The organism is Pseudomonas sp. RHF3.3-3 (genome assembly GCF_048069595.1).
Taxonomy (GTDB): Bacteria; Pseudomonadota; Gammaproteobacteria; order Pseudomonadales; family Pseudomonadaceae; genus Aquipseudomonas; species Aquipseudomonas fuscovaginae_B.
The window spans coordinates 1,667,137-1,687,381 of the sequence record NZ_CP182250.1; the positions used below are offsets into that span (position 1 = coordinate 1,667,137).

Annotated in this window: 19 protein-coding genes; 9 read left to right on the top strand and 10 right to left on the bottom strand. The window is 63.9% G+C overall.

Annotated features, from left to right (window positions below):
• Window positions 1-414 precede the first annotated feature (414 nt).
• Both ACMGT0_RS07520 and ACMGT0_RS07525 read left to right on the top strand, forming a co-directional pair.
• Window positions 415-1,086: a response regulator gene (locus tag ACMGT0_RS07520; RefSeq protein ID WP_017906220.1), complete on the top strand. Its 672-nt coding sequence runs from the start codon at window positions 415-417 to the stop codon at window positions 1,084-1,086.
• Entirely contained in the window at window positions 1,079-2,464 is a 1,386-nt protein-coding gene (locus ACMGT0_RS07525) for a sensor histidine kinase (protein ID WP_054061054.1), read from the top strand. Before ACMGT0_RS07520 ends, ACMGT0_RS07525 begins: the two co-directional genes overlap by 8 nt.
• 58 nt (window positions 2,465-2,522) lie before the next feature.
• Here the strand turns inward: ACMGT0_RS07525 and ACMGT0_RS07530 are convergent, their stop codons facing one another.
• Both ACMGT0_RS07530 and ACMGT0_RS07535 read right to left on the bottom strand, forming a co-directional pair.
• Complete coding sequence (locus ACMGT0_RS07530; protein WP_054061818.1) at window positions 2,523-3,344, bottom strand: HDOD domain-containing protein; 822 nt, start codon at window positions 3,342-3,344, stop codon at window positions 2,523-2,525.
• Between the two features lie 23 nt (window positions 3,345-3,367).
• Window positions 3,368-4,309, bottom strand: a complete 942-nt coding sequence (locus tag ACMGT0_RS07535; RefSeq protein ID WP_054061052.1) for a YgfZ/GcvT domain-containing protein — start codon at window positions 4,307-4,309, stop codon at window positions 3,368-3,370.
• Between the two features lie 151 nt (window positions 4,310-4,460).
• On the opposite strand from ACMGT0_RS07535, the gene ACMGT0_RS07540 reads away from it, so the two are divergent.
• Both ACMGT0_RS07540 and ACMGT0_RS07545 read left to right on the top strand, forming a co-directional pair.
• Window positions 4,461-4,715: a succinate dehydrogenase assembly factor 2 gene (locus ACMGT0_RS07540; RefSeq protein WP_054061051.1), complete on the top strand. Its 255-nt coding sequence runs from the start codon at window positions 4,461-4,463 to the stop codon at window positions 4,713-4,715.
• The gene (locus tag ACMGT0_RS07545; RefSeq protein WP_273819468.1) at window positions 4,699-5,151 is read left to right on the top strand and encodes a protein YgfX; all 453 of its coding nucleotides are present in this window, start codon (window positions 4,699-4,701) and stop codon (window positions 5,149-5,151) included. The genes ACMGT0_RS07540 and ACMGT0_RS07545 overlap by 17 nt, the downstream gene beginning before the upstream one ends.
• Here the strand turns inward: ACMGT0_RS07545 and nadB are convergent.
• Entirely contained in the window at window positions 5,120-6,736 is a 1,617-nt protein-coding gene (gene nadB / locus ACMGT0_RS07550; RefSeq protein ID WP_416772036.1) for an L-aspartate oxidase, read from the bottom strand. The genes ACMGT0_RS07545 and nadB overlap by 32 nt on opposite strands.
• Window positions 6,737-7,300: 564 nt before the next feature.
• On the opposite strand from nadB, the gene rpoE reads away from it, so the two are divergent.
• The 4 genes from rpoE (at window position 7,301) to ACMGT0_RS07570 (ending at window position 11,151) form a co-directional block, all read left to right on the top strand.
• Window positions 7,301-7,882, top strand: a complete 582-nt coding sequence (gene rpoE / locus ACMGT0_RS07555) for an RNA polymerase sigma factor RpoE (RefSeq protein ID WP_010452874.1) — start codon at window positions 7,301-7,303, stop codon at window positions 7,880-7,882.
• 31 nt (window positions 7,883-7,913) lie between these two features.
• On the top strand, window positions 7,914-8,504 hold the full coding sequence (locus tag ACMGT0_RS07560; protein WP_017906213.1) for a sigma-E factor negative regulatory protein: 591 nt from the start codon (window positions 7,914-7,916) through the stop codon (window positions 8,502-8,504).
• 8 nt (window positions 8,505-8,512) lie between these two features.
• Complete coding sequence (locus ACMGT0_RS07565; protein WP_054061047.1) at window positions 8,513-9,475, top strand: MucB/RseB C-terminal domain-containing protein; 963 nt, start codon at window positions 8,513-8,515, stop codon at window positions 9,473-9,475.
• 251 nt (window positions 9,476-9,726) lie between these two features.
• On the top strand, window positions 9,727-11,151 hold the full coding sequence (locus ACMGT0_RS07570; RefSeq protein WP_416773437.1) for a DegQ family serine endoprotease: 1,425 nt from the start codon (window positions 9,727-9,729) through the stop codon (window positions 11,149-11,151).
• 77 nt (window positions 11,152-11,228) lie between these two features.
• Here ACMGT0_RS07570 and ACMGT0_RS07575 read toward each other — a convergent pair whose 3' ends face one another.
• The 6 genes from ACMGT0_RS07575 to gcvH form a co-directional block, all read right to left on the bottom strand.
• Complete coding sequence (locus ACMGT0_RS07575; protein ID WP_054061045.1) at window positions 11,229-11,714, bottom strand: RDD family protein; 486 nt, start codon at window positions 11,712-11,714, stop codon at window positions 11,229-11,231.
• A 141-nt stretch (window positions 11,715-11,855) separates the two neighbouring features.
• Window positions 11,856-12,068 carry a cold-shock protein gene (locus ACMGT0_RS07580; RefSeq protein ID WP_017906209.1) on the bottom strand — a complete coding sequence of 71 codons (213 nt, stop codon included), beginning with the start codon at window positions 12,066-12,068 and terminating at the stop codon, window positions 11,856-11,858.
• A 389-nt stretch (window positions 12,069-12,457) separates the two neighbouring features.
• A complete protein-coding gene (gene gcvT, locus ACMGT0_RS07585; protein WP_416772040.1) occupies window positions 12,458-13,582 on the bottom strand; it encodes a glycine cleavage system aminomethyltransferase GcvT in 1,125 nt (374 codons plus the stop codon).
• A 49-nt stretch (window positions 13,583-13,631) separates the two neighbouring features.
• Window positions 13,632-15,008 (bottom strand): L-serine ammonia-lyase, encoded by a 1,377-nt coding sequence (locus ACMGT0_RS07590; protein WP_054061043.1) that lies wholly within the window; start codon window positions 15,006-15,008, stop codon window positions 13,632-13,634.
• A gap of 91 nt (window positions 15,009-15,099) precedes the next feature.
• The gene (gene gcvP / locus ACMGT0_RS07595; protein ID WP_416772043.1) at window positions 15,100-17,949 is read right to left on the bottom strand and encodes an aminomethyl-transferring glycine dehydrogenase; all 2,850 of its coding nucleotides are present in this window, start codon (window positions 17,947-17,949) and stop codon (window positions 15,100-15,102) included.
• Window positions 17,950-17,958: 9 nt separating this feature from the next.
• Window positions 17,959-18,336, bottom strand: a complete 378-nt coding sequence (gcvH, locus tag ACMGT0_RS07600; RefSeq protein WP_054061041.1) for a glycine cleavage system protein GcvH — start codon at window positions 18,334-18,336, stop codon at window positions 17,959-17,961.
• On the opposite strand from gcvH, the gene ACMGT0_RS07605 reads away from it, so the two are divergent.
• Complete coding sequence (locus tag ACMGT0_RS07605) at window positions 18,335-18,622, top strand: hypothetical protein (protein ID WP_054061040.1); 288 nt, start codon at window positions 18,335-18,337, stop codon at window positions 18,620-18,622. The genes gcvH and ACMGT0_RS07605 overlap by 2 nt on opposite strands.
• A 109-nt stretch (window positions 18,623-18,731) precedes the next feature.
• Here ACMGT0_RS07605 and ACMGT0_RS07610 read toward each other — a convergent pair whose 3' ends face one another.
• The gene (locus ACMGT0_RS07610) at window positions 18,732-20,240 is read right to left on the bottom strand and encodes a sigma-54-dependent transcriptional regulator (protein ID WP_054061039.1); all 1,509 of its coding nucleotides are present in this window, start codon (window positions 20,238-20,240) and stop codon (window positions 18,732-18,734) included.
• Window positions 20,241-20,245: the final 5 nt, after the last annotated feature.

Here is a 20,245-nt window from a genome sequence, read left to right on the forward strand (position 1 = left end):
TGTTATGGGCGTACGGTTTCCACGGGGCAATAGCGTGGCGTGCGAGCGGGCGCGCGCAGTCGTCAGCGTGTGGCGAGAGGTCGATCGGGAGGAGGGGAACCAAAAGAACGGGCAGGCGTGAAAGCCTGAAGCTGTAGAGGCAGCATCGTGTCGGACTCCGTTATTGTTCTTGTTCTTGATGAAAACGCATCGTGGCGTTTTTCTCGGCATTGCCATTTTTCGGACAGCCATGCGCTGCTGGCAGCGCTGGGCGCAACTGTCCGTGAAAAGACTGTAACGAGCGAACCTTTCACCAACCTTTCATCCGCCAGGGCCCGACAAACATGGGTCTGGCCGGCTAGCGGCGCTACGTTTATTGGGTAAACTCCGTGCTCGAAAGGGCGTTTGGCCGCCCCAGTCAGAGGTGGAAAATTCATGCGTGTACTCTTGGTCGAAGATCATCTGCAGTTGGCCGAAAGTGTCGCCCAGGCGCTCAAGAGTACGGGGTTGACCGTGGATGTGCTGCATGACGGGGTGGCGGCGGACCTGGCCCTGGGCAGCGAGGACTACGCGGCGGCGATCCTCGATGTGGGCCTGCCGCGCATGGATGGTTTCGAAGTGCTGGCGCGGTTGCGCGCACGTGGCAAGAACCTTCCGGTGCTGATGCTGACCGCCCGCAGCGATGTGAAGGATCGGGTGCATGGCCTGAACCTGGGAGCCGACGACTACCTGGCCAAGCCCTTCGAACTCACGGAACTGGAGGCGCGGGTCAAGGCGCTGTTGCGCCGCAGCGTGCTGGGGGGCGAACGACAGCAGCGCTGCGGGGAACTGGTCTATGACCTCGATACCCGCCGTTTCACTCTCGGTGACCAGTTGCTGACCCTGACTTCCCGCGAGCAGGCGGTGCTCGAGGCCCTGGTCGCCCGCCCGGGCCGGGTGATGAGCAAGGAGCAACTGGCGTCCCAGGTGTTCGGCCTGGATGAGGAAGCCAGCGCCGATGCCATCGAGATCTACGTGCATCGCCTGCGCAAGAAACTCGATGGCCATGCGGTGGCCATTGTCACTTTCCGCGGCCTCGGCTACCTGCTGGAAGCCCGTGATGCATAAGCCGGGCAGCCTGCGTTGGCGCTTGTTGTGGAACCTCGCGCTGTTGCTGGTGGTGCTGATGCTCGCCAGTGGCTGGAGTGCCTACTGGAACGGCCGCGAGGCTGCCGACACTGCCTATGACCGAACCCTGCTGGCCTCGGCACGAACCATCGCCGCCGGGCTGTCGCAGCGCGACGGGACCCTCAGCGCCGATGTGCCCTATGTCGCCCTCGACACCTTCGCCTACGACAGTGCCGGACGGATCTACTACCAGGTCAACGACATTCACCAGCAACCGATTTCCGGCTACGAGAATCTCCCGCCGCCACCGCCCGGCACGCCGCGTACCGACGACTACCCGGCCCTGGCGCGGTTCTACGATGCCCAGTACCGCGGCCAGCCGGTACGGGTGGTGAGCCTGCTCAAGGCGGTCAGCGAGCCGAACATGAATGGCATGGCGGAAATCCGGGTGGCCGAGACCGATGAGGCCCGGGTCAACATGGCCCGCAGCCTGATGGCCGACACGTTGTTGCGCCTGGGCATGCTGGCGGGGGGCGCGCTGCTGCTGGTGTGGTTCGCCGTGAGTGCCGCGCTGCGCCCGCTGGAGCGCTTGCGCACGGCGGTGGAAGAGCGTCAGTCGGATGACCTGCGGCCCCTGCCGCTGGTCGAGGTGCAGCGCGAGTTGTGGCCCCTGGTCCGTGCTCTCAACCATTTCACCGAGCGTCTGCGCCGGCAGTTCGAGCGCCAGGAACAGTTCATCGCCGATGCTGCCCATGAACTGCGTACTCCCCTGGCGGCCCTGAAGGCACGCCTGGAACTGGGGCTGCGGGCCTCGGATGCCAACACCTGGCGCAGTACCCTGGAAACGGCGGCCCAGGGCACCGATCGCTTGACTCATCTGGCCAATCAGTTGCTGTCGATGGCACGGGTGGAGAATGGCGCCCGGGCGATTGCCGAGGGCGGTGCGCAGTTGCTCGACCTGAGCCAACTGGCCCGGGAGCTGGGCATGGCCATGGCACCCCTGGCCCATGCCCGAGGCGTGGCACTGGCGCTGGAGGCGGATGAGCCGGTGTGGCTGCGTGGCGAACCGACCCTGCTCAATGAGCTGCTGAGCAACCTGGTGGACAACGCCCTGGCCCATACCCCGGCCGGCGGCAACGTGATCCTGCGGGTCAGTGCTCCGGCGGTGCTGGAGGTGGAGGACGATGGGCCGGGTATTCCGCTGGAGGAGCGCGACCGGGTGTTCGAGCGCTTCTATCGGCGTAACCAGCAGGGCGTGGGTTCGGGGCTGGGCCTGGCGATCGTCGGCGAGATCTGTCGGGCGCATCTGGCGCAGATCAGCCTGCATGATGGCGAACAGCGGGGGCTGAAGGTGCGGGTGAGTTTTATCGCCGGTTGAGTGGGTGCCTGCGGTGGCCCGTTTGCGGACTCATCCGCGAACGGAGCACCAAAAGACCCTAGTTGAGCATCATCCGTGCATCATTGAGCTGTTCGACCCAGGCCACATTGTCCGGGGCCAGCCCCAGCTTCCGGAAGGCCGGCAGGCTGGTCGGGTCGATATGGGCAAAGGACTGCGTCGTGCCCTGGTGGCAGAACACCGTGGCGATCTGCACCAGGTCCACGTAGTCGGTGGTCGCGCTGTTCCGGCGCAGGTCCAGGTACTGGCCCGGCAACCTGATCAGCCGCTCCGGGAAGTCCCACACCCGCAGCAGCTTGTCGCCCAGCATCGGGTGGATGCTGTCGATCACATGGTCCAGGCTCAGCGGGTCGGCCAGCAGTTCGTAATGATCCTCGGCATAGGTGAGGATCGGCAGCACGCCGATCTGGTGCACCAGCCCGCCGAGCGCCGCCTGGTCCGGCTTGAGTTGGGTGAAATCGCGGCACAGTACGTAGCAGATCCCGGCAATTTCCAGGCTTTTGCGCCAGACCTCACGCATCTTCTGTTCCACCACCTCGGAGCGGGCATGGAAGATCTGCTCCATCACCAGGCCGACCGCCAGGTTGCTGCTGTAGTTCACTCCCAGTCGGGTGATGGCGGTATACAGGTCGGTCACTTCGTGGCTGGCCCGCAGCAGTGGGCTGTTGACCACCTTGATCAGGCGCGCCGACAGCGCGGTGTCGACACCGATCACCTTGCTCAGGGTACTGACGCTGATCTCCGGATCCTCGGCCGCCTCGCGAATCTTCAGGGCGACCTCCGGCAGCGTGGGCAGAACCAGGTCATCGTTATCGATGGCCGCCACCAAGTCCTGTTGGACCTTTTCCGCCAGCTTGTTCATTCGTGCTCTCTACAGCGGTGCAGTTAACGCTGGATTTCGCGGTCGCGGTCCAGTTGATAGGGCAGATCCAGCAGTGTCAACAGCGGACCTTGCAGATCGCCCAGGTGGACCGTGCCTTCCTCGGCCGCTTCGGCCTGCAGGACGGCCAGCAGTTCGATGCTGTCCTCGGCCCTGGCCGCGATCACCACTTCGCCGACCGAGCTGTTGTGGGATGGTGAGAACAGCTCGCTGCCCGGTTGCGGCAGGTGTTCGCCGTCCAGCGCCAGGCGGTACAGGCGACGCTTGAGCTTGCCCAGGTACTGCATGCGCGCGACGATTTCCTGGCCGGTATAGCAGCCTTTCTTGAAACTGACGCCGCCAACGGCCTGCAGGTTGAGCATCTGCGGGATGAACAGTTCGCGGGTCTGTGGCATGACCTGGCCGATGCCGGCACGCACCTGGCCGAGCAGCCAGGTGTTGAGATCGGCCTCACGCAGTTGGCTGGCCAAGCGGGCACGCACGCTTTCGGCCTGCTGCGCCGGTACCCAGAGTTCGCTGCGACCCGGCGACACACGCACGGCGATCAGGCCATCGGCACGCACTACGCTGTCGCTGTCGGCGGGCAATGGCAGGCCCAGGCCGGCCAGGCAGGTATCGGCTTCGCCGAGGCCGAAACGGACCCAGCCGGCGCTTTCGTCGGTGAGCCTGGCCTTGGAGAACACGGCGTACTTCTTCAGGTCCGCCAGTTGCGGCTCAAGCAGCTCGCCGGCCATGGCCAGCAAGGCTCCGTCACCTTCGAGCAGGATGCGGAAGCTCGATTGCATGCGGCCTTTTTGCGTGCAGCGCGCGCCGAGGCTGGCATGGCTGTCGCTGAGGTAATTGAGGTTGCAGGTCAACTGGCCTTGCAGGAACTTGCTGGCTTCGGCGCCGCGGACAGCGAGGACGCCTTCGTGGGACAGGGTGCAGAAAAAAGCGGAATCGGCCATGAGTCTTCGCAGCATGAAAAAGTCTGGTACACATCATAGAGGGGTGCCCTGGAAATGGATAGTTCGCAAAACGCCGGCTCATGCCGACCAAAGCCGACTGTGCGACGTCGATCAGGCCTGTATACTTGCGGCCAAATTCGAGGAGCGTTCCATGGTCGAAGATGTAGAACTCAATCGCCTCTATTGGCACAGCCGCCGCGGCATGCTGGAGCTGGACGTGCTGCTGGTACCGTTCGTCAAGGAGGTGTACCCGCATCTGAATGACGCCGACCGCGCGTGCTATCGCAATCTGCTCGAGTGCGAGGACCAGGACATGTTCGGCTGGTTCATGGAGCGTTCCGAGTCGCCGGATCCGGAACTGCAGCGCATGGTGCGCATGATCCTGGATCGTGTTCAGCCCAAGTAATCGCTTCGAATGCCGCTGGCGGGCTTCACGGCTGCTGCTGGCGGCGTATCTCGCGGCCCTCGGGTTCGCGCTGCTGTCGTTGTTTCTCCTGGATATTCCGCTCTGGGCAAGCCTGTCCGGGGCTTTCGCCTGCCTGTTGCACGCGGCCTGGGTGCTGCCGCGACAGATCCTGCTGAGCCATTCTGCGGCTTTTACCGGGCTGCGCCGGGACGAGCAGGGCTGGCAGTTGTGGAGCCGGGCCGGTGGCTGGCAGCCGGTGCGGTTGTGCCGCGACAGCCTGGCCTTGCCCTGGCTGGTGGTACTGCGCTTCCGCCAGCCTGGGAATTGGCTGCCGCGCTCGCTCTGCGTACCTCGCGACGCGCTGGCGCACGATGACCATCGGCGCCTGCGCGTACGGCTCAGGTTCAGCCGGCGTAGGTGGGCGGCACCAGGATAGTGTCTCGGGCCTCGGGCAACTGGCCCGGGTAGTCGAGGGTGTAGTGCAGGCCGCGGCTTTCCTTGCGTTCCATGGCCGAGCGGATCATCAATTCGGCCACCTGGGCCAGATTGCGCAGCTCGATCAGGTCGCGACTGACCTTGTAGTTGCTGTAGAACTCGTCGATCTCGTCCAGCAGCAGGCGCACCCGGTGCTGGGCCCGCTGCAGGCGCTTGTTGGTGCGTACGATGCCCACGTAGTCCCACATGAACCGCCGGAGCTCGTCCCAGTTGTGGGCAATGATCACGTCCTCGTCGGAGTCGGTCACCTGGCTGGCGTCCCAGCTCGGCAGGGCCGCTGGCTGGGCGACCTGCGGAAGTTCCCGGAGGATGTCGGCGGCGGCCGAGCGGGCATAGACGAAACATTCGAGCAGCGAGTTGCTGGCCATGCGGTTGGCGCCGTGCAGGCCGGTGAAGCTGGTTTCGCCGATCGCATACAGGCCGGGAACGTCGGTGCGGCCCTGCTGGTCGACGAGGATGCCGCCACAGGTGTAGTGCGCGGCGGGCACTACCGGGATCGGCTGGCGGGTGATGTCGATGGAGAACGCCAGGCAGCGCTCGTACACCGTCGGGAAGTGCGCCTTGATGAAGGCTTCGGGCTTGTGGCTGATGTCCAGGTAGACGCAGTCGATACCCAGGCGCTTCATCTCGTGGTCGATGGCCCGGGCGACGATATCCCGTGGCGCAAGCTCCGCCCTGGGGTCGAAGCGCGGCATGAAGCGTTCGCCATTGGGCAGCTTGAGGTGCGCACCTTCGCCGCGCAGGGCCTCGGTGATCAGGAAGCTCTTGGCCTGGGGGTGATACAGGCAGGTGGGGTGGAACTGGTTGAACTCCAGGTTCGCCACCCGGCAGCCCGAGCGCCAGGCCATGGCGATACCGTCGCCACAGGCGCCGTCGGGGTTGCTGGTATAGAGGTAGACCTTGGCCGCGCCGCCCGAGGCCAGAATGGTGAAGCGTGCACCGTAGGTATCGACCTCGCCGGTGCCGCGATCGAGCACGTAGGCACCCAGGCAACGCTCGCCGTCCAGGCCCAGGCGTTTCTCGGTGATCAGGTCGACGGCCACGCGCTGTTCCAGCAGTTCGATGTTCGGACGCTGGCGGGCCTGTTCCAGCAAGGTCCTGAAGATCGCCGCGCCGGTGGCGTCGGCGGCATGGATGATGCGCCGATGGCTGTGGCCGCCCTCGCGGGTCAGGTGGAACTCGAAACCGCCATCGTCGACATTGGCCTCTTCATCGCGGGTGAACGGCACTCCCTGGTCGATCAGCCATTGAATGGCCTCGCGGCTGTGCTCGACGGTGAAACGCACCGCGTCCTCATGGCACAGGCCGCCGCCGGCGTTGAGGGTATCCTCGACATGGGATTGCACCGTGTCGGTATCGTCCAGTACCGCCGCGACCCCTCCCTGGGCCCAGAAGGTCGAACCGTTGGCCAGGTCGCCCTTGCTCAGCACGGCGATGCGCAGATGGCCCGGCAGGGTCAGCGCCAGGCTCAGGCCGGCGGCACCGCTGCCAATCACCAGCACATCGTGTTGAAAATGTTGGCTCATCTCAATCAATCCGAAAATAAGCACCGGGTCAACGGTGCGTTGGGCCCGGTCAAGTCAGGGCTCGGAACTCGCCACACGGCCCACTGGTAACTGCTGGGGGGGATCGGCACAATAGCCGGGCCTTCGTGGCATTGTGAAATTACTGCGGGCGGGAAGTGTGCGCCACTCCGGGCTCTCGTGCATATGGTTTTGCACGGTAAGACGATGATTTTTCGGCTATAACGAGGCTCATGCCGCCTTTGCCCGAGGGAACGGCACAATGCTATTACTTGCTGGGGTGTCCGGGAACTTTTAAAACGCCCCGGGCTCCATAGGCAGGTGCCAGAGAGAAGGGGACAGCGTCGGTTGTCTGCGTAGCCTGACGAAGGATACGCCAGCGGATTCGACGACAAGATCATTCACGCAGCCGGCCAGGGCCGTGCTGCGTTTTTCGTGTGGGCCCGTTTGAAGGGTCGCAGGAAACTTGCTTGAAGGGGGAGAACTTTTGCCGACAGTCCGAGTCTATGTTTGCAAGCCTGATCGATTAGCAATGGCAGCCTCCTTCAAGTCCAATGAGGAGCATTCATGCTAACCCAGGAAGAGGATCAGCAGCTGGTCGAACGCGTGCAACGCGGCGATCGGCGGGCTTTCGATCTGCTAGTGCTGAAATACCAGCACAAAATTCTCGGGTTGATCGTGCGCTTTGTGCACGACACCCATGAAGCCCAGGATGTGGCACAGGAAGCGTTTATCAAAGCCTACCGTGCGCTGGGAAATTTTCGCGGTGACAGTGCGTTCTATACCTGGCTGTACCGCATCGCCATCAACACGGCGAAAAACTATCTGGTGTCCCGCGGTCGCAGGCCTCCAGACAGCGATGTGAGTTCCGAAGATGCCGAGTTCTACGATGGCGATCATGGCCTCAAGGATCTCGAATCGCCGGAGCGCGCGTTGCTCCGGGATGAGATCGAAGGCACCGTCCATCGAACCATTCAGCAACTGCCGGAAGATTTGCGTACAGCGTTAACTTTACGTGAATTCGACGGTCTGAGTTATGAGGACATTGCAGCCGTCATGCAATGTCCGGTGGGCACCGTGCGCTCCCGGATTTTCCGCGCTCGGGAGGCCATCGATAAAGCCCTGCAACCGTTGTTGCAGGAAACCTGAGACAGCGGCGACAGCCAAGAGAGGAACCGTCATGAGTCGTGAAGCCCTGCAGGAATCGCTGTCCGCGGTGATGGATAACGAAGCGGACGAATTGGAATTGCGTCGAGTGCTCAATGCCCTCGACGATGCCGACACTCGTGCCACCTGGTCGCGTTATCAGGTTGCCCGGGCTGTGATGCACAAGGATCTGTTGGACCCGCGCCTGGATATCGCATCGGCTGTATCGGCGGCGCTGGCTGGCGAAGATGTGCCAGCCAGGAACACCCGTGGTCCGTGGCGCACCCTCGGTCGCCTGGCGGTGGCCGCTTCGGTGACCATGGCGGTGCTGGCCGGCGTGCGGTTCTACAACCAGGACGAGATTGCCGGCGCCCAACTGGCCCAGCAATCCAATCAGCCGGGCCTGGCCGCGCCAACGGCGAAGGGCCCTGCGGTATTGGCCGGCTATACTGAAGGCTCCGAGCCTACCGGGCCGATGGCCAACGGTGTGCTGCAACAAGGCCAGGCCGGTTGGGACCAGCGTCTGCCAGGCTACCTGCGCCAGCATGCCCAGCAAGCTGCCCTGAAAGGCACCGAGAGCGCGCTGCCCTACGCACGTGCAGCCAGCCTGGAAACCGCCAAGTAAGGAGGATCATGCGCGCACTACCTCTTTTCACGCTTGCCCTGGCCGGTGGATTCGCTCTCGCCGCCCAGGCCGACGAAGCCCAGGACTGGCTGAGCCGTCTTGGGCAAGCCGAGCAGCAGCAAAGCTTCCAGGGCACCTTCGTCTACGAACGCAATGGCAGTTTCTCGACCCACAGTATCTGGCATCTGGTCCAGAACGGTCAGGTTCGCGAACGCCTGCTGCAGCTCGATGGGTCGGCACAAGAGGTGGTACGGGTCGATGGACGCACCGAATGCGTCAGCGGCACGTTGGTAGCGGGGCTCGGCCAATCGCCTGATGCCCATGCCCGCGCGCTTGATCCACAGAAACTCAAGTCCTGGTATGACCTCGCGATCGTTGGCAAGTCCCGCGTCGCCGGTCGCCCTGCGGTGATCGTCTCCCTGACGCCTCGCGATCAGCATCGCTATGGCTTCGAACTGCATCTGGACCGCCAGACCGGCTTGCCCCTGAAGTCGTTGCTGATCAACGACAAGGGCCAGTTGCTCGAACGCTTCCAGTTCACCGAACTCAATACCACCGATATCCCTCAGGACAGCCAATTGCAGGGCGGTGCCGAATGCAAGCCGGTGACCCAGGCCGGCAACCAGGCCCAGGCCAGCAAGGTGGCCCAGCAATGGCATTCCGATTGGCTACCGCCGGGTTTCGAGCTGGTGAACAGTTCGGCGCGTGTCGATCCGCAGACCAAAACCCAGGTCAGCAGCCTGATGTATGACGATGGCCTGGCGCGATTCTCGGTGTTCCTCGAGCCCCTCCACGGCGCCAACATCGCCGATACCCGCACCCAACTCGGCCCGACCGTTGCCGTCTCCCGGCGCCTGACCACGCCGACCGGGGAGATCATGGTCACGGTCGTGGGCGAAATTCCCATCGGGACCGCCGAACGTATCGCCCTGTCGATGCGCACCGGCGATGCGCAGGCTGCCCGGCAGTGAGAGACTGAACCATGACGTCTGTCGCCTCGATCCTGCGCCCACCTGCACGCTGTCTGGCAGCGGGATCGAGATGCCGAAATGTCTGGTGATTATTTTCCCTTGCAAACCAATCGGAATTTTCCTATAGGTCAGGACCCTCTCGGCCCTGGCCTTGTGTGTTGTTCCCGGTCCGTAATCCAGGCTTAATCGTCTTTGGGTTTTATGGTACCTGTCGCTTAACCATGCTCGTTATTCACGGGAGCCGTATGTCGATACCAAGCTTGAAATCCTATCTGTCCATTTTCGCCACGGTCCTGCTTCTTGGGCAGGCGGTGGCGGCCCAGGCCGCGGAGCTGCCCGATTTCACCCAGTTGGTGGAGCAGGCCTCGCCGGCGGTGGTGAACATTAGTACCACCCAGAAGCTGCCGGACCGCAAGGTTTCGGATATCCAGGGGCTGGAAGGCCTGCCTCCGGAGATCCAGCAGTTCTTCCGCGGCTTTCCGCAACCGCGCGGCCCGAAAGGGGGCGGCGGCGGTCGGCAGCGTGAAGCCCAGTCGCTGGGCTCGGGGTTCATCATTTCCAATGACGGCTATATCCTGACCAACAACCATGTGGTCGCCGATGCGGACGAGATCCTCGTGCGCCTGGCCGACCGTAGCGAGCTCAAGGCCAAGCTGGTCGGCACCGATCCGCGTTCCGACGTGGCCCTGCTGAAGATCGACGGCAAGAACCTGCCGACCCTCAAGCTCGGCAAGTCCAAGGACCTGAAACCTGGCCAGTGGGTCGTCGCCATCGGTTCGCCGTTCGGCTTCGACCACACCGTGACCCAGGGTATCGTCAGCGCCGTGGGCCGCAGCCTGCCGAACGAGAACTATGTACCGTTCATCCAGACCGACGTGCCGATCAACCCGGGCAACTCCGGTGGTCCGCTGTTCAACCTCAACGGTGAAGTGGTCGGTATCAACTCGCAGATCTACACCCGTTCCGGTGGCTTCATGGGCGTCTCCTTCGCCATCCCGATCGACGTGGCCATGGACGTTTCCAACCAGTTGAAAGCCGGTGGCAAGGTCAGCCGGGGCTGGCTGGGCGTGGTCATCCAGGAGGTCAACAAGGACCTGGCCGAATCGTTCGGCCTGGACAAGCCGGCCGGTGCCCTGGTCGCCCAGGTGCAGGATGACGGCCCGGCGGCCAAGGGTGGCCTGCAGGTGGGTGACGTGATCCTCAGCATGAACGGCCAGCCTATCGAGATGTCCGCCGACCTGCCGCACCTGGTCGGTGCGCTGAAGGCGGGCGAGAAGGCCAAGCTGGAAGTGGTTCGTGAAGGCCAGCGCAAGACCATCGAGTTGACCGTCGGGGCAATTCCGGACGAAGGCAAGGAAATGGACAGCGGCAAGTCGGCCGGTGCCGAGCGCAGCAGCAACCGTCTGGGCGTTTCCGTTGCCGACCTGAGCGATGAGCAGAAGAAGGCCAACGACCTGGTCAAGGGCGGCGTGGTCATCAAGGAAGTCCAGGATGGTCCTGCGGCGCTGATCGGCCTGCAGCCGGGCGATGTGATCACTCACCTGAACAACCAGGCGATCACTGATGCCAAGCAGTTCACCGAAATCGCCAAGGCCCTGCCGAAGAATCGTTCGGTGTCGATGCGTGTCCTGCGTCAGGGACGTGCGAGCTTCATCACCTTCAAGCTGGCCGAGTAAACCAGCCGGTTGGTGACTGGATGTAGAAAAGCCCGCCTTGAAATGAGGCGGGCTTTTTCATGGGCGGGCGGAAAGTCTCAGCGCTGCTTGGGGATGCGTACCAGCCGACTGTCGGAATAGATGTCGTGCCAGCTGCGTTTCTGCTTGTCCAGCAGTACCCAGATGAAGCCCAGGCCAGCGAAGAGCATGGAAACGATAGCAATGAGAAAGCGCAGCAGGGCCTGCCAGAGGCTGATGGCAGAACCATCGGCGTTCTGTACGCGAATGCCCCACACCTGCATGCCCAGGGTCTGGCCCTTGTAGGTCCAGAATTTGGCGAAGAAGCCGAACAGTACGCAGAACACCACGGTCGAGAACAAGGGGTCGCCGTCCAGGGCGCCGGAGTCGGCCAGGGTCTTGAGGCGCTGCTCGCCGATGATTGCCATCTGCGCCAGCTTGTAGATGAAGCCGGTCACGATCAGCAGGGCGGTGCACAGCAGGGCGTCATAGAACATCGCTGCCAGGCGACGGCCCAGGCCGGCGGCGGGGAAGTCACCCTGTGGGCTTAGTACGTGCTTCGTCATGGGGGCTTTCTCTCGAGGAAAAGGCCATTTTACGAAGCTACCCCCATAAAACCAGACCTGCAGCGGTTGATGCACAAACCGCGCACATAAAAAAAGCCCCTGATGTCACCATCAGGGGCTTTTCAGGCATGAAAACCGAACTCAGTTTTCTGCGATGACTTCGTCAGCCTGCAGGCCTTTCTGGCCCTGTACTGCGATGAAGGTCACTTTCTGGCCTTCTTTCAGGCTCTTGAAGCCGCTGCCCTGAATGGCGCGGAAGTGGACGAACAGATCCGGACCGCTCTCAGGAGTGATAAAACCAAAACCCTTTTCGTCGTTAAACCACTTGACGGTACCGCTCTTACGTTCGGACATTTCTTATTTCCTTTGACGCTAAAAATTAATGACAGCCCCTTTCGCTGGAAAGAGTACTGGGCTGGGTTGCAGGAAAGTAAGAGACGTCGAACGGGTTGTAGCGAACTTAAAGCTACTGCCCAGGTCACGATTCCAAGCGACCCATGCAAACACAGTAGGGAAACTCTACGCCAACTGTGGGAGAAAAAACAAGCCCCCGTCCATCCCGCGATTTGAGGCCGTTTGCCGCAGTTTTCGCGGGCTCTGGCGGGGACATCCCGGACATTCAGGCATTCACTTGTGTTCGACTGTTATAAGCCAAGTTCACTTGCGAATATATGCACTGGTTTGTGGCGGACACGTTACAAACCAGTGCACAGTTTCATTACCGTTAGTTGTTACTGTTGGTATCAACCACGATAGTAACGTTGTGCGACAAACGGCATTTTGCTGACTTTCAGCGGGATGCGCTTGCCTCGTACGATGGCCCAGACCTGGCTATCCAGGGCGCAGTGGGCGTTGTCCACGTAGCCCATGGCCAGCGGGGCGCCAAGGGTCGGGCCGAAGCCGCCGCTGCACACGCTGCCGATCACCGTGCCGGCTTCGTCGACGATTTCCGCACCTTCGCGTACGGGAGTCCGCTCCTGGGGCAGCAGGCCAACACGCTTGCGCTGCACCCCCTGTTGCTGTTGGGCGAAGACCTGCTCGGCACCGGGGAAGCCACCGGCACGGGCGCCATCGGCACGCCGGGCCTTGGATATGGCCCAGAGCAGGTTGGCCTCCACGGGCGTGGTCTGCTCGTTCATGTCGTGCCCGTAGAGGCACAGGCCGGCTTCCAGGCGTAGCGAATCGCGGGCGCCGAGGCCGATGGCCTCGACTTCGGTCTCGGCCAGCAGGCTGCGGGCCAGGCTTTCGGCACTGGCTGCCGGCACGGAAATCTCGAAGCCGTCTTCACCGGTGTAGCCGGAGCGGCTGACGTAGCAGTCGACCCCCAGCAGGCGCAGTGGCGCGAACTGCATGAAGGTCATCCGGGTTACTTCCGGTGCCAGGCGCGCCAGCACGGTAACGGCGGCGGGACCTTGCAGGGCGAGCAGGGCGCGCTCCTCGAACAGCGGCTGCACCTCGCACAGATGCCCCAGGTGCTTGCGCAGGTGGGCCAGGTCCTGTTCCTTGCAGGCGGCGTTGACCACCAGGAACAGCTCGTCGTTACCCAGGTTGGCGACCATCAGGTCGTCGAGGATGCCGCCGTTTTCGTTGGTGAACATCGCATAGCGCTGCATGCCCACCGGCAGGTCGACGATATCCACCGGCACCAGGCTTTCCAGGGCCTTGGCGGCCCCGGCGCCGACCAGGCGGATCTGGCCCATGTGCGAGACATCGAACAACCCGGCCTGGTCACGGGTGTGCTGGTGTTCCTTGAGGACGCCCAGCGGGTACTGCACCGGCATTTCATAGCCGGCGAACGGCACCATGCGTGCCCCGAGTTGCAGGTGCAGGGCGTGCAGCGGGGTTTTCAGCAGGTTTTCGGTGGACATCTTCAACTCCTGGAAATTGTCGGAAGGCGGCTTGCGCCAGCCTCGCCGATCAGCATTCGATAATGTTTACGGCCAGACCGCCACGGGCGGTCTCCTTGTATTTGCTCTTCATGTCGGCACCGGTCTGGCGCATGGTGCGGATCACCTTGTCGAGGGAAACGAAGTGCTGGCCGTCACCGCGCAAGGCCATGCGCACGGCATTGATGGCCTTGACCGAACCCATCGCGTTGCGCTCGATGCACGGTACCTGCACCAGCCCGCCGATCGGGTCGCAGGTCAGCCCGAGGTTGTGCTCCATGCCGATTTCGGCGGCGTTCTCGACCTGTTGCACGCTGCCGCCGAGCACCTCGCAGAGGGCGCCGGCGGCCATCGAGCAGGCCACGCCGACCTCGCCCTGGCAGCCGACTTCGGCGCCGGAGATCGAGGCGTTCTCCTTGTAGAGGATGCCGATCGCGGCGGCGGTGAGCAGGAAGCGCACCACGCCATCCTCGTTGGCTCCGGGGATGAAACGCATGTAGTAATGCAGTACGGCGGGGATGATCCCGGCCGCACCGTTGGTCGGCGCGGTGACCACCCGGCCGCCGTTGGCGTTTTCCTCGTTGACCGCCAGGGCGTAGAGGTTGACCCAGTCCAGTACCGACAGCGCATCGCGCAGGGCCGCTTCCGGGTTCTTGCACAGCTGCCGGTGCAGTGCGGCCGCCCGACGCTTGACCTTGAGGCCGCCCTGGAGGATGCCTTCATTACGACAGCCGGCGGCGACGCAGTCCTGCATCACCTGCCAGATCTTCAGCAGGCCGGCGCGGGTTTCCGCCTCGGGCCGCCAGGCGCTTTCGTTGGTCAGCATGACCTGGCTGATGGACAGGCCGTAGGTGCTGCAGTGGCCCAGCAGCTCCTTGGCGCTCTTGAACGGAAAGGTCAGCGGGGTGCTGTCCTCGACGATGCGGTCGGCACCGGCGGCATCTTCGTCGACGACGAAACCGCCGCCGACCGAGTAGTACTCGCGGCTGCGGATCTGGATGCCGGCGCTGTCGAAGGCGCGAAAGATCATGCCGTTGGGGTGATAGGCCAACGGTTTGCGGATCATCGCCAGGTGAAGTTTTTCGCTGAATTCGATGGAGTGTTCGCCGAGCAGTTTCAGGCGTCCGCTGCTACGAATGGCTTGCAGACGATCGGCGACGGTTTCGGTATCGACGGTATCGGGGTGCTCGCCCTCGAGCCCGAGCAGCACGGCCTTGTCGCTGCCGTGGCCCTTGCCGGTGGCGCCGAGCGAGCCGTACAGCTCAACCTTGACGCAAGTGGTCTGCTCCAGCAGGTTCTCGCGACGCAGGCCTTCGACGAAACGTGCGGCGGCGCGCATCGGTCCGACGGTGTGGGAGCTGGAGGGACCGATGCCGATCTTGAACAGGTCGAACACGCTCAGGGACATGTGGGTTCTCCGGGGGCGTTCTTATTATGGTGAGGACGCAGTCCCCTGCGGGAGCCAGCAAGCCGGCTCCCGCAGGGGGTGAGTCATGTGATCAAGCGTAGTTCTCGATCGATGGGCAGGCGCAGACCAGGTTGCGGTCGCCGAACACGTTGTCGACGCGACCGACCGGCGGCCAGTACTTGCCTTCGACCAGCGATGCCACCGGGTAAACCGCCTGCTCGCGGCTGTACGGGTGCGCCCACTCGCCGACCAGTTCCGCCGCGGTGTGCGGGGCGTTCTTCAGCGGGTTGTCGTCCTTGTCCAGGCTGCCGTTTTCCACCGCGCGGATTTCCTCGCGGATGCGGATCATGGCGTCGCAGAAGCGGTCCAGTTCTTCTCTGGACTCACTTTCGGTCGGCTCGATCATCAGCGTGCCGGCGACCGGGAACGACATGGTCGGGGCGTGGAAACCGAAGTCGATCAGGCGCTTGGCGACGTCGTCGACGCTGATGCCGCTGCTGTCCTTCAGCGGGCGCAAGTCGAGGATGCACTCGTGGGCCACCAGGCCGTTGCTGCCGGTGTACAGCACCGGGTAGTGCTCTTCCAGGCGCCGGGAGATGTAGTTGGCATTGAGGATGGCCAGTTGCGAGGCGCGTTTGAGACCTTCGCCGCCCATCATGCGGATGTACATCCAGGTGATCGGCAGAATGCTCGCGCTGCCGAACGGTGCCGCGCAGACCGCGCCTTCCTTGCGCTCCATCACGCCATGGCCGGGCAGGAACGGCGCCAGGTGCGACTTCACGCCGATCGGGCCGACGCCCGGGCCGCCACCGCCGTGGGGGATGCAGAAGGTCTTGTGCAGGTTCAGGTGCGAGACGTCGCCGCCGAACTTGCCGGGGGCGCAGAGGCCGACCATCGCGTTCATGTTGGCACCGTCGATGTACACCTGGCCGCCGTTGTCGTGGACGATGCCGCAGATTTCGCGGATGCCTTCCTCGAACACGCCATGGGTCGACGGGTAGGTGATCATCAGCGCGGCGAGGTGTTCGCGGTGCTCGATGGCCTTGGCCCGCAGGTCCTCGATATCGACGTTGCCACGGGCATCGCAGGCGGTGACCACCACGCGCATGCCGGCCATGTGGGCGGTGGCCGGGTTGGTACCGTGGGCCGACGACGGGATCAGGCAGATATCGCGACGGCCTTCGCCGCGGCTCTGATGGTAGGCGCGGATCGCCAGCAGACCGGCGTACTCGCCCTGGGAGCCGGCGTTCGGCTGCAGGGAGACCGCGTCATAGCCGGTGGCGGCGCAGAGCATCGCTTCCAGTTCGTCGGTCAGTTGCTGGTAGCCGGCACTCTGTTCGGCCGGGGCGAAAGGGTGCAGGGCACCGAACTCGGCCCAGGTCACCGGGATCATCTCGCTGGCGGCGTTGAGCTTCATGGTGCACGAGCCCAGCGGGATCATGGTGCGGTCCAGGGCCAGGTCCTTGTCCGCCAGCCGGCGCAGGTAGCGCATCAGCTCGGTTTCCGAGTGGTAGCGGTTGAACACCGGGTGGCTGAGGATCGGCGACTGGCGAACCAGGGCTGCAGGGATACTGTCCTGGGCCGCGGTGGCGAGGGCGGCGAAGTCCGGCAGCGCCTTGCCCTCGGCCAGCAGGGCCCAGAGGGTTTCGACATCGGCCTGGCCGCAGGTTTCGTCCAGCGACAGGCCCAGGCGCTCGCCATCGACCACCCGCAGGTTGATCTGCTGCTCACGGGCCTTGGCCAGCAAGGCCGCGGTCTGGGCACCGGTCTTGAGTGTCAGGGTGTCGAAAAAGCTGTTCTGCTCGACGGCCAGGCCCAGCGCGGCCAGGCCCTTGGCCAGGATCGCGGTCAGGCGGTGGGTACGCCGGGCGATCTGCTTCAGCCCCTTGGGACCGTGATACACGGCGTACATGCTGGCGATGTTGGCCAGCAGCACCTGGGCGGTGCAGATGTTGCTGGTGGCCTTCTCGCGACGGATGTGTTGCTCGCGGGTCTGCATCGCCAGACGCAGGGCCGGCTTGCCGAAACGGTCCACCGAAACACCGACCAGGCGGCCGGGCATGTCGCGCTTGAACGCATCACGGGTGGAGAAGTAGGCCGCGTGCGGGCCGCCGAAGCCCAGCGGTACACCAAAGCGCTGGGCACTGCCGATGGCGACATCGGCACCGAATTCGCCCGGCGGAGTCAGCAGGGTCAGCGCCAGCAGGTCGGCGGCGACCGCGACCAGGGCGTTGGCGGCGTGGAAGCGTTCGGTCAGTTCGCGATAGTCGAACAGATCGCCGTTGCTCGCCGGGTATTGCAGCAGTGCACCGAAGAAGCTGCTGACATCGCCCAGTGCGTGTTCGTCACCGACCACCACCTCGATGCCCAGCGGCTCGGCACGGGTGCGCAGCACGTCGAGGGTCTGCGGATGGCAGTGCACGGAAGCGAAGAAGGCGTGGCTGCCCTTGTTCTTGCTCAGGCGCTTGCAGAAGGTCATGGCTTCGGCGGCGGCGGTGGCCTCGTCGAGCAGCGAGGCGTTGGCGATCGGCAGGCCGGTGAGGTCGCTGATCAGGGTCTGGAAGTTCAGCAGCGCTTCCAGGCGGCCCTGGGAAATTTCCGGCTGGTAGGGGGTGTAGGCGGTGTACCAGGCCGGGTTCTCCAGCAGGTTGCGCAGGATCGGCGCCGGCGTGTGACAGTTGTAGTAGCCCTGGCCGATGTAGGTCTTGAACAACTGGTTCTGTGCGGCGATGGCCTTGATCGATGCCAGGGCATCGGCTTCGCTCTGGCCGGCCGGCAGGTCGAGGACGCTGGTGCCCTTGATGCTGTCGGGAATCACGCTGGCAGCCAGGGCTTCCAGGGAGTCGAAACCGAGGGTGGCGAGCATGGCGCGTTCGTCATCCTGGCGTGGGCCGATGTGACGGGCGATGAATTCGTTGGCGGTGCCGAGGTTGATGGTCATGGTGGTTCCTCAGGCCTGGGCTTCGATCAGGCGCTCGTAGGCGGCCTGATCCAGCAGTTGGCCGACAGCGGCGGCATCGGCGGGTTTGAAGCGGAAGAACCAGCCTTCGCCCAGCGGGTCTTCGTTGACCAGTTCCGGGCTGTCTTCCAGTGCCGGGTTGACCTCCAGCACTTCCCCGTCCAGAGGCATGTACACGCCGCTGGCGGCCTTGACCGATTCCACGGTGGCGGCTTCGGCGCCCTTGTCGTAGGCCTGCAGTTCCGGCAACTGGACGAATACGACATCACCGAGGGCGTTCTGGGCGAACGCCGTGATCCCGACCGTTACGCTGCCATCGGCTTCGGTACGCAGCCACTCGTGGTCTTCGGTAAAACGCAACTCGGTCATGGAAACACTCCTCAAGGGCCAGATTCGTCTGGTGGACGCTATTGAAGGCGAGGACTTCGCCCCGCTTGAATGGGACTCCCTTAGCAAGTTTGCGGCCAATCGGGTGAGGAGCTTGAAAATCAAGGGTTTGGCGCAGGTTTCGGCGCAGTTGCCGCGAATGGGCTGTAGTGAAATCGCTACAGTCTGGGCGGCCGAAAAAAGCGCAACGGGATCAAAGTCTTGTCAGAATGGGGAAGGCAGTCGTTGTAGCGAAATCGTTCCGCTGTATCGCTTTCAGTACAGATGAGTGTCGCTTCTGGAGTGGTCGCAGGGGATGGTTGTTCCCGGAGGTCGGCCGCTGGCCGCCTGCTGGTGTACCCCGCGGGTCGGTTTGCAGCCAGGGATAGGGTGGCGGTTCAGGGCTTGCCGGGAATCCCGTACTTGCGCAGGCGATGGGCAATCGCCGTGTGGGAGGTCTGCAGGCGGTTGGCCAACTGGCGGGTCGATGGGTATTGGGCGTAGAGCTTTTCCAGCAGGTTGCGCTCGAAATCCTCGACCGCCTGTTCCAGGCTTTCGATTTCGCCGTCGCTCTCGCGCGCCACGGAGGTGCCGGCGATGTCCAGGTCGCCGATATCCACCAGGCTGCCCTCGCAGATCGCCGCCGCGCGGAAGATCACGTTCTGCAACTGGCGGACGTTGCCCGGCCAGCGGTTGCCCAGCAGCGCCGGGTAGGTGCCGGGGGCGAGCCGGCACACCGGGCGCTGGATCTGCGTGCAGGCCTGCTGCATGAAGTAGCGCGCCAGCAGCAGGATATCCTGGCCGCGTTCGCGCAGCGGCGGCACCTCGACGTTGAGGACGTTGAGGCGGTAGAACAGGTCTTCGCGGAAGTTGCCTTCGCTGACCATCTTCTCCAGGTCGCGGTGGGTGGCGCTGATGATCCGCACATTGACCTTGATCTCGCGATCGCCCCCCACCCGGCGAAAGCTGCCGTCATTGAGAAAACGCAGCAGCTTGGCCTGCAGGTACGGCGACATCTCGCCGATTTCGTCGAGAAATACCGTGCCCTGGTTGGCCAGTTCCATCAGCCCCGGCTTGCCGCCGCGCTGGGCGCCGGTGAAGGCGCCGGGGGCATAGCCGAACAGTTCGCTCTCGGCGAGGCTTTCCGGGAGTGCCGCACAGTTCAGGGCGAGAAACGGCGCACCATGACGGGCGCTGATGGCATGGCAGGCACGGGCCACCAGTTCCTTGCCGGTACCGGTTTCGCCCTGGATCAGCAGGGGGGCATCGAGGGCCGCGACCCGCTGGGCCCGGGCCTTGAGGGTACGGATCGGCGCCGACTCGCCGAGCAGCGAGTCGAAGCCTTCGGCATGATCGTGATGCAGCGCGGACAGGCGTTCACCGATCCGGCTGGGCTGGTACAGCGTCAGCAGGGCACCGGCATCGGTGATCGGCGTGGCATCGAGCAGCAGCGTCTGGCCATTGACGGTGATTTCCCGCAGCGGCAGGCGAAAGCCGTTCTCCAGCAGGGCATCCAGCAGGCCGGGGTCGGCGAACAGCCCAGCGACGCTTTCCCCCGCCGGCTCGCGGCCGTACAGGGCGACCATGGCCGGGTTGGCCAGCAGCACCACGCCCTGGCTGTCCAGCGCCAGCACCGGATCGGTCATGGCCGCGAGCAGGGCGTCGAGCTGCAGGTGCCGGCGTTGTCCGGGCAGGATGTCCACCACCGTGACCGCCTGAACGCCACGCACACTGAACAGGGCATCGCGCAGCTCTTCCAGCACTTGCGGGCTGAGGGTCGGTGCGTCGATATAGACGTTGGGTGGCACCATCTCCACCGCATCCAGGTTCAGGTTGCGCCCACCGAGCAGCGCCAGGACCTCCTGGGTGATGCCGACGCGGTCGATGAAGCTGACGTGGATACGCATGGGAC

What these genes read in the sequence shown, in the direction of transcription:
- ACMGT0_RS07610 (WP_054061039.1), bottom strand. Translation starts at nt 20,240, where the DNA reads ATGCGTATCCACGTCAGCTTCATCGACCGCGTCGGCATCACCCAGGAG.
- ACMGT0_RS07535 (WP_054061052.1), bottom strand. Translation starts at nt 4,309, where the DNA reads ATGGCCGATTCCGCTTTTTTCTGCACCCTGTCCCACGAAGGCGTCCTC.
- ACMGT0_RS07525 (WP_054061054.1), top strand. Translation starts at nt 1,079, where the DNA reads ATGCATAAGCCGGGCAGCCTGCGTTGGCGCTTGTTGTGGAACCTCGCG.
- ACMGT0_RS07575 (WP_054061045.1), bottom strand. Translation starts at nt 11,714, where the DNA reads ATGACGAAGCACGTACTAAGCCCACAGGGTGACTTCCCCGCCGCCGGC.
- nadB (WP_416772036.1), bottom strand. Translation starts at nt 6,736, where the DNA reads ATGAGCCAACATTTTCAACACGATGTGCTGGTGATTGGCAGCGGTGCC.
- ACMGT0_RS07560 (WP_017906213.1), top strand. Translation starts at nt 7,914, where the DNA reads ATGAGTCGTGAAGCCCTGCAGGAATCGCTGTCCGCGGTGATGGATAAC.
- ACMGT0_RS07590 (WP_054061043.1), bottom strand. Translation starts at nt 15,008, where the DNA reads ATGTCCCTGAGCGTGTTCGACCTGTTCAAGATCGGCATCGGTCCCTCC.
- ACMGT0_RS07580 (WP_017906209.1), bottom strand. Translation starts at nt 12,068, where the DNA reads ATGTCCGAACGTAAGAGCGGTACCGTCAAGTGGTTTAACGACGAAAAG.
- ACMGT0_RS07565 (WP_054061047.1), top strand. Translation starts at nt 8,513, where the DNA reads ATGCGCGCACTACCTCTTTTCACGCTTGCCCTGGCCGGTGGATTCGCT.
- gcvP (WP_416772043.1), bottom strand. Translation starts at nt 17,949, where the DNA reads ATGACCATCAACCTCGGCACCGCCAACGAATTCATCGCCCGTCACATC.
- ACMGT0_RS07530 (WP_054061818.1), bottom strand. Translation starts at nt 3,344, where the DNA reads ATGAACAAGCTGGCGGAAAAGGTCCAACAGGACTTGGTGGCGGCCATC.
- ACMGT0_RS07520 (WP_017906220.1), top strand. Translation starts at nt 415, where the DNA reads ATGCGTGTACTCTTGGTCGAAGATCATCTGCAGTTGGCCGAAAGTGTC.
- gcvT (WP_416772040.1), bottom strand. Translation starts at nt 13,582, where the DNA reads ATGTCCACCGAAAACCTGCTGAAAACCCCGCTGCACGCCCTGCACCTG.
- ACMGT0_RS07540 (WP_054061051.1), top strand. Translation starts at nt 4,461, where the DNA reads ATGGTCGAAGATGTAGAACTCAATCGCCTCTATTGGCACAGCCGCCGC.
- rpoE (WP_010452874.1), top strand. Translation starts at nt 7,301, where the DNA reads ATGCTAACCCAGGAAGAGGATCAGCAGCTGGTCGAACGCGTGCAACGC.
- gcvH (WP_054061041.1), bottom strand. Translation starts at nt 18,336, where the DNA reads ATGACCGAGTTGCGTTTTACCGAAGACCACGAGTGGCTGCGTACCGAA.
- ACMGT0_RS07605 (WP_054061040.1), top strand. Translation starts at nt 18,335, where the DNA reads ATGGAAACACTCCTCAAGGGCCAGATTCGTCTGGTGGACGCTATTGAA.